Here is a 16,089-nt window from a genome sequence, read left to right on the forward strand (position 1 = left end):
GCCCAAGCTGCGGCGCTACCACAGCCATTCGGGGATTTCAGGCTGCCTGATCTGCCATTGCGGCGGGTAGTCGGCGCCGACGAAATACAGGCCGTCGGGCATAAAGGTGGGCGGGGCGGACAGGCGGCTGCGGCAGGCGAGCAGCGCGGCGAAGTCTGCGGTATCGAGGCGGCCGCTGCCGACGTACACCAGCGCGCCGACGATGTTGCGGATCATGTGGTGCAAAAAGGCGTTGGCGTGAAAGTCGAAACGGATCAGGCCGGCGCTTTCGGCGACGCGGGCGCAGTAGAGGGTTTTGACCGGCGATTTGGCCTGGCACTGGCTGGCGCGGAAGCTGGAAAAATCGTGTTCGCCTTCCAACAGCGCGGCGGCGCGGCTCATGGCGGCGGTATCGAGCGGGTAATGCGTCCAGCCGGCGCGCCCGGCCAGCAGCGGCGGGCGCACCGGCGCGGAGGCGAGCAGGTAGCGGTAGCTGCGGGCGCAGGCGTCGAAGCGGGCGTGGAAATGCGGGTCGGTTTCCTGCACCTGCAACACCGCCACGCCGGCGGGCAGCAGGGCGTTGACGCCGCGCACCCAGGCCTGCTGCGGGCGCACGGCGTCGCTGTCGAAATGGACGGTTTGCGCCAGCGCGTGCACGCCGGTGTCGGTGCGGCCGGCGGCGGTTACCGCAACGGGGTGGCCGGCGATGCCCGCGAGCGCGTGTTCCAGCGCGGCTTGGACGGTGGGCGTGCCGCCGGCCTGCTTCTGCCAGCCGAAAAAGCGGCTGCCGTCGTAGGAAAGGGTAAGGGCGTAGCGGGGCATGGTTTGGGGAAAGGATGGGCGGCAAGGCAGCCTGAAAACGCGGGACGGGGTTTCAGGCTGCCTTTTGGGTTGCGGATGGTTTCGGTGCGCGGTGCGCACCCTACGTTTTTCAGGCTGCTTTGTGCGGGTGGTGGGTATTTTGCGGCGCACCGTTTGCCGGTGGTTTGCCGTTTCGGTGTGCGGGGCGACCTTACGTTTTTCAGGCTGCTTGGGGCAGACAAAACGGCAGGCAGCCTGAAAAACGGTTTGCGCGCTTTCAGGCTGCCTGCGGGCGGGGTTTAACGGCGGCGGCGCGCCGGTTTTTTCGCGGCGGGCGCAGACGGGCTGTCGGTGCGCACGGAAGCGCCACCGCGGCGCGCCTGCTCGTAAATCGGCATCACGTTGGGCAGCTCGTTGCGGATCAGCTGGATGCGCTCGTTGTTGGTGGGGTGGGTGGAGAGGATTTTGTTGGCCATATTGTTGTTGTCGTTCATGCGGTTCATTTTTTCCCACACGGTAACGGCAGCGCGCGGATCGTAGCCGGCCTGCGCCATCAGCCGCAGGCCGCCGAGATCGGCTTCGCGCTCGGCTTTGCGGCTGAAGGGTTTGTTCAGACCCAAGTCGGTGGCCAGGCCGACGCCGGTGTTGATCAGCTGGCCGTCCACGCCGGTGGCAGCGGTGAGAATGCTGGCGCCCAGCTGCGCGCCGATGCCGATGCCGACGCTGCGGTTGGCTTCTTTTTTGCTGTGCTCGAGCAGGGCGTGGGTCATTTCGTGGCCGATGATGGCGGCGGTTTCGTCGTCGCTCAGTTTCAGTTTTTCAACGATGCCGGTATAGACCGCCATTTTGCCGCCGGGCATCGCCCAGGCGTTGAGTTCGTCCGAGCGGATCACGGTCAGCTCCCAGTTGAACTGCTGGCCGGTTTGGTTGGCGGCCTTGGCGTGCGGCAGCAGGCGCTGGTACACGCGGCGGATGCGCTGGGCGGTGGGCGAGGAATTATCGACCACGTTTTTGCTGCGCGCCTGCTGCACCACCTGGCGGTAGCTGTTTTCCGACTGCTGGTTTATGGAGGCGCTGTCGATCACATTGCACGCCGCCAGCGGCAGCATCAGGGCGATGGCGGAGAGTTTCGCTTTGAAGTTCATGGCCTTGTCCTTGCGGTTGAAGTGAGAAGGGTTCGTAAAGCGGCGCAATATACCACATCAGCCGCCGCGCGGCATAATCGACACCGCGGCGGCGGCGGTAACGACAAAATGGTCTAAAAGGCGCACGTCGATCAGCGCCAGCGCCGCGCTCAGGCGCTCGGTAAACGCCAGATCGGCGGCGCTGGCGTTCAGGCTGCCGCCGGGGTGGTTGTGGGCGAAAATCACCGCGGCGGCGTGGTGGTGCAGCGCGCGGCGGGCGAGCGAACCGAGATAAACGGTGTGCTCGGCCACGCTGCCGCGCCCCATTTCTTCGCAGGCGAGCAGGCGGTTTTGCGCGTCGAGAAACAGCGCGGTGCCGACTTCGACCCGTTCGCGACCGATGCGCAGGCGCAGAAACTCGGCGGCTTTTTGCGGCGAATCGACCAGAGGCAGCGCGCGCATTTCTTCGCCCAGCACCCGCCGGCCGATTTCCAGCACCGCGGCAAACTGCGCGTAGGCAGCGCTCCCCATGCCTTTGCGGCGGCACAATTCGTCCTGCGGCGCCGTCATCAGCGCGCCCAGTCCGCCAAAGTCCTGCAGCAGCGAACGCGCCAGATCGACGGCGCTCATGCCCTGCGTGCCCACCCGCAGCAGGATGGCCAGCAGTTCGGCGTCGCTCAGGGCGGCGGCGCCGCGCTCGAGCAGTTTTTCGCGCGGGCGCTCGCCTTCGGGCCAGTGTTTGATGCTCATCGTGCGTTTCCCGTGTGAATGAAATGCAGGACGGCAATGGTTTGGGTTCGGGAGATTGTTATGGCGGCGGAACGGGGTTTCAGGCAGCCTGAAAAAGGTTTTTTAGGTTGTTTTGCCGCGTTTGCTTTGACAGAGTTTGGTGCGCGGTGCGCACCCTACGGCAGGCAGCCTGAAAACAATATCACTGTAGGGTGCGCACCGCGCACCGAAAGCGCTGCCGCCGGTATTTACCTGCGGCCGGAGCGGGCGAGGATTTCGTCGGCCAAATCCAGATAGGCCAGCGTGCCTTTGGCGCGGGGGTCGTAGGCCAGCGCCGGTTTGCCGTAACTCGGCGCTTCGGCCAGGCGCACGTTGCGCGGGATGGTGGTGGCAAAGAGCTTGCCGCCGAAATGCTGTTCGAGCTGCTCGCTCACTTCCTGCGACAGGCGGTTTTGGTTGTTGTAGAGCGTGCGCACGATGCCTTCGATGTCCAAATCGGGATTGACCGCCTGGCGGATTTTGCGCACGGTGGCCACCAGATCGCTGATGCCTTCGAGCGCGTAGTATTCGCACACCATCGGCACCAGCACGCCGTGGGCGGCGACCAGGCCGTTGAGCGTGAGCAGGGTGAGGGTGGGCGGGCAGTCGATCAGGATGTAGTCGTAATCATCGGCAACGGCGGCCAGCGCCTGCTTGAGCCGCATCTCGCGCGCCAATTCCTGCACCAGCTCGATTTCGGCGCCGGCCAGGCTGCGGTTGGCGGCGAGAAGGTCGTAGCCGCCTTCTTCGCTGTGCAGCCGCGCATCGGCGGCGCCCGCTTCGCCGAGTAAAACGTGGTACACGCCGGCGGCAAAATCGGTTTTGTCGATGCCGCTGCCGGTAGTGGCGTTGCCCTGCGGGTCGAGATCGATCAGCAGCACGCGCTGCCCTTTGTGGGCGAGCGAGGCGGCCAGATTGACGGCGGTGGTGGTTTTGCCTACGCCGCCTTTTTGGTTGGCAACGGCGAGGATGCGGGCGGCCATATCAGTTTCCTTTCGGGCGCAGCAGCACCATGTGGCGCTCGGCGTCGAGTTCGGGCACGGTGAGTTTGTCGATTTGGCAGACTTCGACGTCTTCCGGCAGCGTTTCCAGTTCTTCGTAGGGGTAAACGCCTTTCATCGCCGCCCAGCGGCCGCCGTCTTTGAGCAGGTGGCGGCTGAGGGAGACGAAGTCGCCCAGTTCGGCAAAGGCGCGGCTGGTTACCACGTCGGCCTGGCGGTCGGTGAGTTTTTCCACGCGGCAGGAGCTGACGGTTACGTTGTCCAGCCCCAATTCGATCACCGCCTGCTGCAAAAAGGCGGTTTTTTTGGTGTTGGCATCAAGCAGGGTAACCGCCAGATCGGGGCGGGCAATCGCAACGGGAATGCCGGGCATGCCGCCGCCGGAGCCGACGTCAATCAGGCCGGACGCGCCGTCGAGATAGGGCAGCAGGGTGAGGCTGTCGAGCAGGTGGTGGCTGACCATGCGCAGCGGGTCGCGCAGCGCGGTGAGGTTGTAGGTGCTGTTCCATTTTTGCAGCAGGCCGATGTAGGCCAGCAGTTTTTGCTGCGACTCGGCGGGCAGTTGCAGGTTCATGGCGGCCAGGCCGGCGGCGAGTTTGGTTTCGAGGGTGGACATGGCGGATTTCCGGGACGGGGTTGCGGGGAGTTTTCAGGCTGCTTTATGGTGCGCACCCTACGGGGTTTCAGGCTGCCGGCAGCAGCTGCAGGCGTTGCAGTTCGGTGCGGATGTCGTCGTGCTGCCAGCCGTTGGAGGCGGCCAAAAGCAGCAGGGCGGCGGCGGTTTCGGTGTTGCAGTAGCCGGCAGCCAGTGCGCCGGCATCCAGCAGTGGCGCGCTTTGGGCGTAAACGGGTGCGGCGCAGCCGTCGGGCGTTTGGCTGATTAACAGCAGCGGGCGGCCGCCGGCGCAGTATTGTTGCGCCGCCGCCAGCAGGGAGGGATGGGCGGGGGCGTTGCCGTGGCCGTAGCCCAAAATCACGGCGCCGTCGCTTTCGCCGCTGTTGAGTGTGTGCGCGGCGGCGGCTTCGCTGCCGGGCAGCAGAAACACCGCAGCAATGCGCTTGGCGGGGTCGATTTCGCGTTTCAGGCTGCCTGCGGGCGGCGCCAAAAAGTAGCCTGAAACGTCTGCACCCTGCGGATTAAGGGCGCCGAAGCGGTGGTTGGTAAAACCGGCATCGCGCTCGGTGCTGCATTTGCTGCTGCCGACGGCGGGAAACAGGCTGCCGGCAAAGGCCAGCATCACGCCTTTTGCTTTGCCGGCGGCCAGCGTTTGGGCGGCAAGGGCGAGATTGGCGGGGGCGTCGCTGTAGTCCGTACCGAAAGGGCGCTGCGATCCGGTCAGCACCACCGCTTTGCCGCCGGTGTCGAGAGCGAGGGCGAGCAGGTTGGCGGTGTAGGCGAGGGTGTCGGTGCCGTGCAGCACCAGCGCGCCGTCGTAATGCGGCAGGCGCTCGCGCAGCAGCTGCAGCCAGTCATGCCAATGCTGCGGCGAAACGGCGGAACTGTCGATCAGCGGTTCGCAGATGTGCCAGTCGGCTTTCAGGCTGCCGGTGTGGGCGGCCAGCGCGTGTTGGGCCAGCGCGGGATCGGGCTCCAGCCCGTGTTCTCCGGGGTGCATGCCGATGGTGCCGCCGGTGTAAAGGACGAAGATGTTTTTCATGGCAGGAACACTATATGCCGCGCGGGGACGGCCGGCCGGGACTTGGACAAAACCGCCGCGATGCCCCTAAATAATCACGGCAAACGGCTTTCAGGCAGGATAAGGCAGCCTGAAAGCCGTTGGGATGGCGGACGGGCGGCCGGCGCGAAACGGGTTTACAGCAGGCCGGCGTTGCGGCGGCGTCTGCCGCGCTGCCATTTGTAGGCGTAGCCGGCGGCGGCGATCAGCAGCGACACGGTGAGTTTGAGAGTCCACGAGGCGTACCAGGGTTTGTTGAGCACGATCACGCCGTTGCTGCTCTCCGGCACCACGCCGCGCACCACCAGCCAGTCGAGCCACGGCCACCAGCAGGCGGCCAAAAGGCCGAGCAGTACCGGCCACCACGCAGAGAGACGGTCGGCGCGCCATATCGTAAACGACAGCGCCGACCAGCCCAGAGTCAGGCCGCTAATCAGAAACACATATTTGGCCGAGGCGCCGGTGAAGCCGGCGAGAAAATAGCTCGCCACCACCCACAGCCCGGCCAGCACGGCCATAATCAGTTCTTCCGGTTTGTTAAACATTCGCGCTCCGATACGGGTTTGGGGAAATTCCAGGCGGCCGATTATAGCCGAAACGGCAGGCAAATTCATCCGCAGCGCGCGGCTGCCAAGGCCTGCAGGCAGCCTGAAAAATCAGTTTTCAGGCTGCTTGGCATCGAGTTTTTTTTCCACAGTGCTGAAGATGCCGCGCAGGATGTCGATGTCTTCGCTGCCGGCGCCGGCGCGGTCGAACAATGCTCTGAGCCGACGCATCATGCGCTCGCGGTTGCGGCGGCGGAAAAAACCGATGGTCTCGAGCATACGCTCCAGATGGCCGGTCATGCCTGCCACCTGCTCATGGGTAGCGGGGCGGGACTCGGGCAGCAAATGGCTCATTTCATAGCCGGTCTGACTGAAGATTTCGTAACTCACTACCTGCACCGCCTGCGCCAGATTGAGCGAGAAATAGGCAGGGTTGCCGCTGATGGTCATCAGGCGGTTGCAGCATTGCACTTCTTCGATGCTCAGACCGAAGGTTTCGTTGCCGAAGACCAGCGCCGCCGGCAGATCAGCGCGGGCGGCGGCAAGGATTTCGGGGGTGAGTTCGCGCGGGCTGTGCAAGGGGGCGGACAGCTCGCGTTTGCGGCTGGTGAGCGCGCAGCTCAAAACGGTGTCGGCCAGCGCTTCGGGCAGGGTGGCGCAGATGCGGGCGTTTTCCAGCACGTCGGCGGCGCCGGAAGCGAGTACGAAACTTTCTTCAGGCAGCCTGAAAGACTCGGGCGCGGCCGGATCGAAGGCCGGCGGTTCGGGCGTCATCGGCGTGGCCATCAGATTGGGGGCGACCAGCACCAGCCGGGTCAGCCCCATGGTCTTCATCGCCCGCGCCGCCGCGCCGATATTGGCCGGATGGCTGGTGCGGCACAGCACCACGCTTAGGTTTTGCAGGTAGTCGGGCAGGGGGGCGGCGGTATCCATCGTTTTTTTGGCGGGAGAAAAAGGCGCGATTATAGCAAGGCCGCCGCCCTTTACGGCAGCCTGAAAACTGCCGCCGCGGGCGCGGTTGCCTGCGGCGGTGGCAGCCTTTACAATCGGGCGTCCGTTTGTTTGGCTTTATTGGGAGAAAAAACATGAAAAAGTATCTGCTGGGCGCCGCGCTGTTTTTGAGCGCCGCTACCGCTTTTGCCGCACCGCCGAGCGAAGAGTCGCTGGAGCGGCTGATGCAGGTGCAGCACGTCGATAAAATGCTCGACGAGATGTTTGCCAAAGTGCCGGCCCTTACCATCGATATGGTGCAAAAACAGGGTATGCTCGACCGAGTGCCGGCCGACAAACGGCAGGCGGTCAAAGCCGCCACCGAGCGCTATCTGGAAAACATGGCGGCCGATATCCGCTCGCCGGTGTTTGCCGGCCGCTTCAAAGCGCTGTTTGCGGCCGAAGCCGCCAAAACCTATACCCAGGAAGAAGTGGACGCGCTGATCGCTTTTTACAGCACGCCGGTCGGGCAGTCGGTTTTGGCCAAACAGCCGCAGTTTTTTGAGCGTTTCACGCCGTCGCTAACCCGCCTGACCAACGAAGTTACCGAGAAACACCAGCAGTCTTTCTTCAACGAAGTGCGCTGCATTGCCGAGGGCAAAACCCAATGCGGCACGCCGCCGGCAGCGGCCAAAAGCAAACGCAAACGCTGAGCCGCCCCCCTTTTTCACCCCGACAGGAGTTTTGACATGAGCAAACAGATCATCCACAGCGATCAGGCGCCCGCCGCCATCGGCGCCTACAGCCAGGCGGTGCGCGCCGGCAATACCGTTTATCTCAGCGGCCAGATTCCGCTCGATCCCGCCAGCATGGAAATGGTGGCCGGCGGCTTTGCCGAGCAGGCGCACCAAGTGTTTAAAAACCTGCGCGCGGTGTGCGAAGCGGCCGGCGGCAGCCTGAACGACATCGTCAAGCTCAACGCCTATCTGACCGATTTGTCCGACTTTGCCGTTTTCAACCAAGTGATGGCCGAGTATTTCGCCCAGCCCTATCCCGCCCGCGCCGCCGTCGGCGTTGCCGCCCTGCCGCGCGGCGCGCTGGTGGAAGCCGAAGCGGTGCTGGTACTTGCTTAGTGTGTGCTGGCAATCGGCATTGCGGCGGTGTTTTTGGCAAAAAACCGCTTTGCAAGCCGAATGCCAACACACCCTAGCTTGCCTATAGCTTTTCAGGCTGCCTTTTCTGCCGCAAGCGGTGCAGGCAGCCTGAAAACGTTTTGTCCCGATTAAACCGCAAAACAGGAGTAAACCGTGAATATCAGCCGTACCGGCCTGGCGGCCGCTGCGATTTATCTGGCCGGCTGGGCGGCGCTGACGGCGGCGGACGATGCGCGGCTGCCGGTGTTGTACTCGCTTTACGGCGCCTATCCCTTCAGCCTGTTTTCGCTGGAGTGGAGCTCTGATCTGGCATCGTGGCTGTGCGTATCGCGCCATTGGCAGCCGGAGCAGTGCATCAGCGCCGAGCAGTGGATTATGGTGGCGCTGAATGCCGTATATTGGTATGCCCTCGGCCATTTGGCCGGTTGGGCGTTTGCCCGTATCCGCCGCGCCCGCGACGAGCGCCGGGCTTGGGAAGACTGAATGCGCCCGCCGTTTTGCCGCAGGCAGCCTGAAAACGCCGATACGCTTTTCAGGCTGCCTGTTGCGCTTCGTTTTTCGTTATCCGCCCCCTATCAGGAACAGCCATGAGCGAAACCTCCGATTATCTGAGCGCGGCGGTGCTGCCGCTGCTGGCAAAACTCGCGCCGCAGGCGGCGGAGCGCGTGGCGCCGTATATCCCGCGGCTGTTTGCTGCGCTGGCCGACGGCAACAGCTTTATCTATCTGGGCCGCGACGAAGCGCAGGAGCTGGCGCAGGCGGCGCCGGTGGTCGGCAGTGATGCCGAATCGCCGCTGGTGCTGGACGGACGGCGGCTGTTTCTGGCGCGGCACTGGCAGCTGGAGCGCGATTTGGCGCGGCAGATTCTGCGCCTGCGCACCCGCGCCGCGCCGCCGGACAATCTGCCGCAGCTGCGCGCCCTTTTGCAGCAGTGGTTTGCCGATGCCGGCAGCCGCGACCAACAAGCCGCGGCGGCGCTGACGCTGCTGCAGAACTTTATGCTGGTCAGCGGCGGGCCGGGCACCGGCAAAACCACTACCGTTGCCAAGCTGCTGGCGCTGTTGTGCCAAAACGGCAGCCTGCCGCGCATCGCGCTGGCGGCGCCCACCGGCAAGGCGGCGGCGCGGATGGCGCAGTCGCTGCATCAGGCGGTGGCGAAAATCAGCGGCTTGGACGATGCCGTGCGCGGCCATCTGTCGGCGCTGCAGGGACAGACCGTGCACCGCCTGCTCGGCCTGCGCCCGCCGCAGATGCAGCCGGTTTTTCACGCCGGCAACCCGTTGCCGCTGGATGTGCTGCTGCTCGACGAAGCGTCGATGCTCGACAACGGCCTGCTGCTGCAAACCCTGTCCGCCCTGCCCGACGGCTGCCGCGTGGTGCTGTTGGGCGATGCCGACCAGCTGCCCTCGGTGGGCGCCGGCGCGGTGCTCGAAGCCTTGTCGCAGGGCGAAGCGCTGTCGCCCGCCACCGCCGAACTGTTGCGCGAACTGCTGCCGCAGGGCTGGCAGACCGAATTGCGCGAGCACAGCGCCCGTTTGGCGGTCAGCCACCGTTTTGACAGCGGCAGCGGCATCGGCGTGCTGGCGCGCGCGGTGGTGGCGGGCGACGGCGCGGCGGCGGAGCAGGCGTTTGCCGGCTTTCCCGAGCAGCTGGCGCGGCGCGAAGGCAGCATCGACGAGATGGCCGCCGCACTCTACCGCGCGCAGGAAACCTATTGGCAGGCGGTGGATGCGGGCGAAGCCGCTGCCGTGTTCGAGCATTACGCCGATGCCGTGGTGCTGTGCGCCCTGCGCGAGGAAGCCGCCGCCTTCAACCGTGCCTACCGCCGCCTGCTGCAGGCGCACGGCCGCGCCGATGCCGAAGGCTGGTTTGCAGGCCAGCTCTTGATGATCAGCCGCAACGATCCGGCGCAGCAGTTGTTTAACGGCGACATCGGCATCGTGCTGCCGCATCAGGGCGTGCCCGCCGTGTGGTTTGCCGACGGCGCCCGCCTGCGCCCCGTCCCGCCCGCCCGTCTGCCCGAGCACGACAGCGCGTTTGCGATTACCGTGCACAAAAGCCAGGGGTCGGAATACCGCGAAGTGTGGCTGCCGCTGCCCGCCGCCGTCGAGCAGCTGCCCGACCGCACCCTGCTGTACACCGCCGTTACCCGCGCCAAAGAGCGCTTTGTCTGCTGGAATGCCGCGCTGCTGGCCGAAGCGGTGCACAAACAAAGCCGCCGCCACAGCGCGCTGGCGGATTTTCTGCGTCGCGATAGCCAAAACCGCGGATGAGGCAGCGCCGCAGCGGCAGGCAAAAAGCAGCCTGAAACGCTTAAACGGCGTTTCAGGCTGCTTTTTGAGTTTCAGGCTGCTTTTTGGTGAGCGGTGCGCACCCTACACGCTTGTGCGGGGCAGGCTGGCGTAGGGTGTGCCCCGCGCACCAAACCGGGGCTCGATTGATGCAATGGCAAACGCCGCTGTGTTGCTTGCGGCGGCAAGCGTTTGGAACGCACCGGCAGTCTATTTCACCAGTTTCAGCCCCTTTTTCTTGGGCGCTTCGCCGCTTTCGGACGTGGCGGCGGCGGGGGCGGGATCGCTGCTGCTGTCGGCTGCGGCGGGGGTATTGTCAGAGTTTTCAGGCTGCCAGGGTTCGACTTCGAAGCCCATGCCTTCGCCGGTTTCTTTTGCGAAGATGCCTTGGACGTGGCCGACGGGTATCCACAATTCGTGCGACACGCCGCCGAAGCGGGCGTGAAAGTGGATCCATTTGTTGTCGATCTGCAAATCTTTGGTGGCGGCGGGGCTGATGCTGAGCACGATTTGGCTGTCGCGCACGAATTGGGCGGGTACGCGGGTGTGCTCGTTTACCCAAACCGAAAGATAGGGGGTATAGCCTTCGTCGCCGCACCATTCGTAGAGCGCGCGGATCAGATAGGGTTTGGTTGAAGCCATCGGAAACGTCCTTTCGCGGGGTGCCGCGTTTTCAGGCTGCCTGAAGGGGCGGCAAAGCGCGGCATTGTATCGGCGATTGCCGGCGGGGACAATCGGCGCCGGCCGGGCAGCCTGAAAACGCCGGCAAGGGCGGCGCAGCTAGCTGCACCCTGTATGGAAATTTTCAGGCTGCTTTGGCATTTTCGGGCGCGGGGCGGCGTTCGATAAAACGCAAAACCCAGTCGCCCAACAGCAGGCGCAGCCACGCCACCAGCAGCAGGGTGGGGTAGGCGAGCAGCATAGTGTGCGGATGTCCGGACGGGAGCAAGGGCAGCAGCGGCACCAGCAGCGTTAGCGTCAGCGCCGTGCAGCCCAGCATCCGTCCGTGTGCGTTCAGCAGCACGGCGCGGGCGGCGTAGGCCGGCAGCAGCAGCAGCCACGCTACGCCCGCCGCCACGGCGGCAAACGGGCGCAGCCACAGCGGGGCAGCCTGAAAACGGGCGGCGCGCAGAACCAAGGCGTTTATCCGCTCAAAGCGTTCGTTGTGGCTCATCAGCAGCCAGAGTGCGGCATCGAACCACAGCAGCACCAGCAGCATGCTGACGGATGCGGGCAGCCGCCAGCCGGCGGGCAGATCTCGGCTCAGTAGCCAGAGTGTTGCAGGGGTAACCGCCAGACAGGCCGCCAGCCAGCCCCAGCCCCACCAGCCGCCGCGATTGTTGGGTATCAGGTAAAAATAGTAGTAAAACCAGGCGGTGCCGAAGCAGAATGTCAGCAGCCATTGCGCCCATGAATCTTCCGGCGCGTAGGCAAAGAGCGCCACCGCCAGCGCCGGCAGGGTAAACAGAAACAGCGGGGCGATGTGCGGCCGGTATTTGGTTTCGCGCCATTTGTTTAAGACATCTTCCAAAAACAACATATTGTGCAGCAGGCCGCAGCCGAAAAGATAAACGCAGATGGCGGCGGACGCGGCCAGCGGCGACAAAATCAAACCGAACATCAGCTGCGCCCATGACTGGCTCTCTCCGAATACCGGCTGCAGCCACATGCCCGCCGCCAGACACAGCGCCAGCACGGCCAGCAGCATGGCTATGCGCCACGGGCGGTTGCACAACAGCAGCCGCGCCAGCGGCGGATGGCTGACAGCAATATCCGCGCGGTCGGATTCATCGGTTTCGCCGTCCAATTCCGGCCACAGCAGCGCCGCCGCGCAGGCAGCCTGAAAACGGCGCCAGCCCGAAGGCGCGCTGCCGAGAAAGCGGTTGAAGGCGCGGGTCAGGCGCCAGCCTTCACCGATATCGGGCGCGCTGCCGGCATCCGGCCGCACATGGCGGTAGCCCGCCAGCAGCGCAGCGTGGCGGCAAAACTGCGCCAGCCGCTGCGACTCTTCCAGCGACAGCACTTCGCCGCGCACGTCTTCGTCCCAGCAAAAATAGTCCGCCCACTGCACCCACAGCAGCGGGTGGACGATGCGGTGGCGGCGCAAAAAGCCGGCAAAAGCGTGGGAAGCCTGCTCGGCGGCGCCCAGCGGCAGATTGTCGAGCGCCCCGCTAATCTGCGGCCAGCGCGCAAGCAGCAAAGCGCTGCCGCCTTCGGCATACAGATATTCCAGCTGCGATACCAGCAGCGGAGTATCGTCGGCCGGCGGCGGATCGGGGTAAAAATAAGCATCGTCGGCGCTTTCAGGCTGCTTTTCGGGATAGGAATAAACATTTTCCGGATTTTCAGGCTGCCTTTTGCCATCGGCCGGCGCTTCGGATTCGTTTTCCCAAGCGGTATCGGGGCAGCCTGAAAAATCCTGTTCGGCATATCCGGCTTGGCCAGACGGCGTTTCGTCGGGCGTAAAGGCAGCCTGAAAATCCGTATCGGCGCTTTCAGGCTGCTGATCGCGGCTGTCGGCAAACGCATCGGGCGGCGGGGTTTCGCCGGCGGTATCGCCGTCGAACGACCAGTCGTCTGCGTCTTCGTCCGCAAGCAGATGGGGGGCGATGGCAAGCGCTTCGTCAAACGCTTCGCGCAGCGCCTGATAGGCGGCGGCATCGTCGTCGGGGCGGGTGGTTTTCAGGAGCTTGGCGTAGGCGCGTTTGATGGCGCGCGTATCGCCGGTGGGCTCGATTTGCAGGATTTGCCAGCAGTCCATAAGGGGCTTTCGGTGGAGACGGGAAAGCAGCCTGAAAGCCGTTTCAGGCTGCCTTTGGGTATCAGCGTTTGTGGCGTTGGCGCAGGTGCTTTTTGTGCAGGCGCAGTTTTTCGCTGTCTGCCTGATATTTGGGGTCGGACAAGACGGATAGGGCGGCTCGGACTTCGCTTTTGGAAAGCAGGGCAGCCTGAAAACTCCGTATATGCCGTGCGGCTTGGCGCGTGCGGCAGACATTGGGCGGCATTTCGGTTTTCAGCTCACAATCGCCGGTAAACACCACCACGGAATGGAAAACGCTTTCGGGCAGCTTCAACAGGGCGGCCAGTGCTTTGATGTGCGCGTAGTTTTGCCGCAGCGGGTTTTGGAAGCGGTGTTTTTCCTTGTAGATGGTCTGCGTCCAATATGCCTGTTTTTCGCTGCCGAAAATCCAGCCCGTGTAGTTTTTGGTTTCGACAACAAATATCCCGAAAACAGAAACGTAAATGTGATCGATCTGGGTAGTGCCCGAGCCGGCCGGAATAATCAGGTCGTGAAACGGGATGTAGATTTTCTGATCCAAATCCTTGCCCAAGCGCGAACGGACGGCGGATTCACCCATTTTGCCTTTGATGGTCGGGCTGTTTAGAAAGGCTTTCAGTATGGCAAGCGATAACGCCAAAACGATAAACCATGTCAGATTGCTCATATTATCTCGGCACAAAAAACTTCGATTTGCGGTTTGGTAAGGCTTTCAGGCTGCTTCCGTTTTCTTTTCAGGCCGCCTGAAAAAGGCTTTCAGGCTGCCTGCGGCGTTGTTTTACAGCAGCCAGCCGCCGTCGTAGCGTTCCAAAAATTCGCCGAACTCTTTTTGTGCGCGGCGGATGGCGGCGGGGTCTTGGCTCTCTAACACGCGTTCGAACTGGGCGAGGGCATGGCCGATGGTTTGGCGCTGGTCGCCAAGGTATTCTTCGTAGAGGCGTTTGGCTTTTTCCAAGAGATAGACGTTTTCCTGCTGCTCGCGCGGATGTACTTTGAGCGCGGCGAGTTTGGCCAGCGAGGCCTGGATTTCGGCTTCGCTGAGGTTGGCGCTGTTGTGGCGGAAGGTTTGGTTGGCGCGGATGTCGAACTCGTCGTTGCTGATGTCCACGTCGAGCAGGCCGTTGATGTCGTAGCTGAAGCGCACGTCGGCATACACGGCGCCGGCGGGGCGCGGCGGGATTTTGATTTCCATGCTGCCCAGATGCAGGTTTTCTTTGGCAACGGCCGATTCGCCCTGAAAAACGTTGAAGCGGATGGCGTCCTGATGGTCGTTTACGGTGAAATAGCGTTCGACGCGCGACACCGGCACCGGCATATTGCGCTCGATAATCGGCGAGAAGCGGCCGCCGACCAGCTGGCCGTTTTCGATTTCGACGCTGGTTTCCACGCCCAGCGAAAAGGGCATTACGTCGGTGAGCACCACTTCTTCCACGCTCTCGTCGCGGGCAATCAGGGCAGCCTGAACCGCCGCGCCGCGGGCGATGGCTTCGTCGGGATTCACCGATACGTTGGCAATGCGGCGGAAGAGTTGGGCAATGCTCTGGCGAATCAGCGGCATACGGGTGGCGCCGCCGACCAGAATAATGCTGTCGATTTCGTCGGGGCGCAGCTTGGCATCGCGCAGGGCGCGCTCGAGCGGGCGGCGCAATCGTGCCATCAGCGGCTTGGCGGCTTCGTGGAACTCGTTGCGGGTAACGTTGGCGGACACCATGCGCCCGCCAACGTTTACGGCGATTTCCGCCTGCATTTCGCTGCCGAGTTTGCGCTTGGCGGTTTCCAGCGCCTGCCACAATTCGCTGCTGTCGGTGAGTTTGGCGCGTTCGTCGTCGCTCAAATCTTTGCATTGGCGTAAAAAGCAGTGGCGCAGCACCTGCACGAAATCTTCACCGCCCAAATGGTTGTCGCCCGCGCTGGCGGACACCTGCACCACACCGTCGAAATAATCGAGCACGGACACGTCAAAGGTGCCGCCGCCCAGGTCGTAAATCAGAAAACGGGTGTCGTCCGGCCGCTCCTGCAGGCCGTAGGCCAGGCCGGCGGCGGTGGGTTCGTTCAGTAAGCGCAAGGGATTGAGCCCCGCCATCTGCACCGCGTTGCGCGTGGCCTGACGCTGGATGGCGTTGAAATAGGCGGGTACGGTAATCACAACATCGGTAACGGCTTCGCCCAAAAAGGCTTCGGCATCTTCTTTGAGCTGCTTCAACACCAGCGCCGACAGCTCTTCGGCGCGGAAGTTTTTGCCGCCGAGGCGGAAGGTTTTGTCGGTGCCCATAAAGCGTTTGAAAGCCGAAGCGGTGGACTGCGGCGCGGTGCGCAGACGCTCGCGGGCGGCCAGGCCGACAAGGATATTGCCCGCATCGTCGGCACTGACGACGGAGGGAGTAAGGAAATGGCCGAGGCGGTTGGGAATCAGGCGGGTTTCGCCGTCGAGAAATTGGGCGACCAAGCTGTTGGTGGTGCCCAGATCGATGCCGATTTGCAGGGTCATGGCGGTTTCAGTCAAACGTTTGTGAAAAAGGCGCGTATTGTAAAACAAGGCAGCCTGAAAACAGAATTTCTGCTTTCAGGCTGCTCTTGGGGTTTCTTTTTCGCAAGGGGATTAGCTGTCCTACCGCCCCAAACAGTGCAGCCTGAAAGCGGTTTTGTATCGGCACGCATTTGGCCGATAATCCGCTTTTTCTTGTGGAGGCAACAATGGCGCGCGGTTTGGATGTCCAATCACAAAACAAACAGATTAAGGAAAACTGCCTGCGGGAAGCCCGCTATTGGCGCGAACATGGCCTGCCTGATGTCTTGGCGCAAGTTTGCCAAGAACGCGGAATCGACACCGAACACGCCGTGTTTTTTGATGTGGGCGGCTCGTTTGACAACAATAGTTTTCACGAAGCCGAATATCTCTATGGTTGGATCATGCACGGGCGCGAGCAGATTGTTTATTTTGAGATCGAGCTTGCGGACGACGGTTCTCCGCTGGTGGCGCAATGGCGGGACGCTGCCGCCGATTTTAATTTTTGCCGGCACAATAAAGGGTTTGGAAAAGG

Annotated in this window: 17 protein-coding genes; 5 read left to right on the plus strand and 12 right to left on the minus strand. The window is 63.2% G+C overall.

Features of this window, described 5'->3' with window-relative positions; translation table 11 throughout:
- Positions 1–15 precede the first annotated feature (15 nt).
- From truA to MB824_RS05295, 8 genes are all read right to left on the minus strand, one after another.
- The gene (gene truA, locus MB824_RS05260) at positions 16–801 is read right to left on the minus strand and encodes a tRNA pseudouridine(38-40) synthase TruA (protein WP_238746626.1); all 786 of its coding nucleotides are present in this window, start codon (positions 799–801) and stop codon (positions 16–18) included.
- A 278-nt stretch (positions 802–1,079) separates the two neighbouring features.
- Positions 1,080–1,925 (minus strand): M48 family metallopeptidase, encoded by an 846-nt coding sequence (locus MB824_RS05265; RefSeq protein WP_238746544.1) that lies wholly within the window; start codon positions 1,923–1,925, stop codon positions 1,080–1,082.
- 57 nt (positions 1,926–1,982) lie between these two features.
- Complete coding sequence (gene radC, locus MB824_RS05270) at positions 1,983–2,654, minus strand: RadC family protein (protein WP_238746546.1); 672 nt, start codon at positions 2,652–2,654, stop codon at positions 1,983–1,985.
- 227 nt (positions 2,655–2,881) lie between these two features.
- Positions 2,882–3,655: a ParA family protein gene (locus tag MB824_RS05275; protein WP_238746548.1), complete on the minus strand. Its 774-nt coding sequence runs from the start codon at positions 3,653–3,655 to the stop codon at positions 2,882–2,884.
- A 1-nt stretch (position 3,656) separates the two neighbouring features.
- On the minus strand, positions 3,657–4,289 hold the full coding sequence (gene rsmG, locus MB824_RS05280) for a 16S rRNA (guanine(527)-N(7))-methyltransferase RsmG (protein WP_238746550.1): 633 nt from the start codon (positions 4,287–4,289) through the stop codon (positions 3,657–3,659).
- A 67-nt stretch (positions 4,290–4,356) separates the two neighbouring features.
- Positions 4,357–5,331: an asparaginase domain-containing protein gene (locus MB824_RS05285; protein WP_238746552.1), complete on the minus strand. Its 975-nt coding sequence runs from the start codon at positions 5,329–5,331 to the stop codon at positions 4,357–4,359.
- 155 nt (positions 5,332–5,486) lie between these two features.
- Complete coding sequence (locus MB824_RS05290; protein WP_238746553.1) at positions 5,487–5,894, minus strand: hypothetical protein; 408 nt, start codon at positions 5,892–5,894, stop codon at positions 5,487–5,489.
- 111 nt (positions 5,895–6,005) lie between these two features.
- Positions 6,006–6,827, minus strand: coding sequence for an RNA methyltransferase (locus tag MB824_RS05295; protein ID WP_238746554.1), 822 nt, complete (start codon positions 6,825–6,827; stop codon positions 6,006–6,008).
- 152 nt (positions 6,828–6,979) lie between these two features.
- Between MB824_RS05295 and MB824_RS05300 the strand changes: the two genes are divergently transcribed.
- The 4 genes from MB824_RS05300 (at position 6,980) to recD (ending at position 10,251) form a co-directional block, all read left to right on the plus strand.
- Positions 6,980–7,537 (plus strand): DUF2059 domain-containing protein, encoded by a 558-nt coding sequence (locus MB824_RS05300; RefSeq protein ID WP_238746555.1) that lies wholly within the window; start codon positions 6,980–6,982, stop codon positions 7,535–7,537.
- 36 nt (positions 7,538–7,573) lie between these two features.
- Positions 7,574–7,957: a RidA family protein gene (locus MB824_RS05305; protein ID WP_238746557.1), complete on the plus strand. Its 384-nt coding sequence runs from the start codon at positions 7,574–7,576 to the stop codon at positions 7,955–7,957.
- Positions 7,958–8,131: 174 nt separating this feature from the next.
- Positions 8,132–8,461: a hypothetical protein gene (locus MB824_RS05310; protein ID WP_238746559.1), complete on the plus strand. Its 330-nt coding sequence runs from the start codon at positions 8,132–8,134 to the stop codon at positions 8,459–8,461.
- Positions 8,462–8,565: 104 nt separating this feature from the next.
- Positions 8,566–10,251: an exodeoxyribonuclease V subunit alpha gene (gene recD / locus MB824_RS05315; RefSeq protein WP_238746561.1), complete on the plus strand. Its 1,686-nt coding sequence runs from the start codon at positions 8,566–8,568 to the stop codon at positions 10,249–10,251.
- Between the two features lie 228 nt (positions 10,252–10,479).
- Here the strand turns inward: recD and MB824_RS05320 are convergent, their stop codons facing one another.
- The 4 genes from MB824_RS05320 to MB824_RS05335 all read right to left on the minus strand — a co-directional run bounded on the left by MB824_RS05320 (position 10,480) and on the right by MB824_RS05335 (position 15,536).
- A complete protein-coding gene (locus tag MB824_RS05320) occupies positions 10,480–10,911 on the minus strand; it encodes a ClpXP protease specificity-enhancing factor (protein ID WP_238746563.1) in 432 nt (143 codons plus the stop codon).
- 163 nt (positions 10,912–11,074) lie between these two features.
- Positions 11,075–13,030: a J domain-containing protein gene (locus MB824_RS05325; RefSeq protein WP_238746565.1), complete on the minus strand. Its 1,956-nt coding sequence runs from the start codon at positions 13,028–13,030 to the stop codon at positions 11,075–11,077.
- Between the two features lie 61 nt (positions 13,031–13,091).
- Complete coding sequence (locus tag MB824_RS05330) at positions 13,092–13,715, minus strand: nuclease-related domain-containing protein (RefSeq protein ID WP_238746567.1); 624 nt, start codon at positions 13,713–13,715, stop codon at positions 13,092–13,094.
- Between the two features lie 111 nt (positions 13,716–13,826).
- Entirely contained in the window at positions 13,827–15,536 is a 1,710-nt protein-coding gene (locus tag MB824_RS05335; RefSeq protein ID WP_238746568.1) for a molecular chaperone HscC, read from the minus strand.
- A 170-nt stretch (positions 15,537–15,706) separates the two neighbouring features.
- Here MB824_RS05335 and MB824_RS05340 point away from each other — a divergent pair.
- A partial coding sequence (locus MB824_RS05340; protein WP_238746569.1) for a hypothetical protein occupies positions 15,707–16,089 on the plus strand: 383 nt, incomplete at its 3' end.

The organism is Kingella pumchi, from assembly GCF_022288825.1.
Taxonomy (GTDB): Bacteria; Pseudomonadota; Gammaproteobacteria; order Burkholderiales; family Neisseriaceae; genus Kingella_D; species Kingella_D pumchi.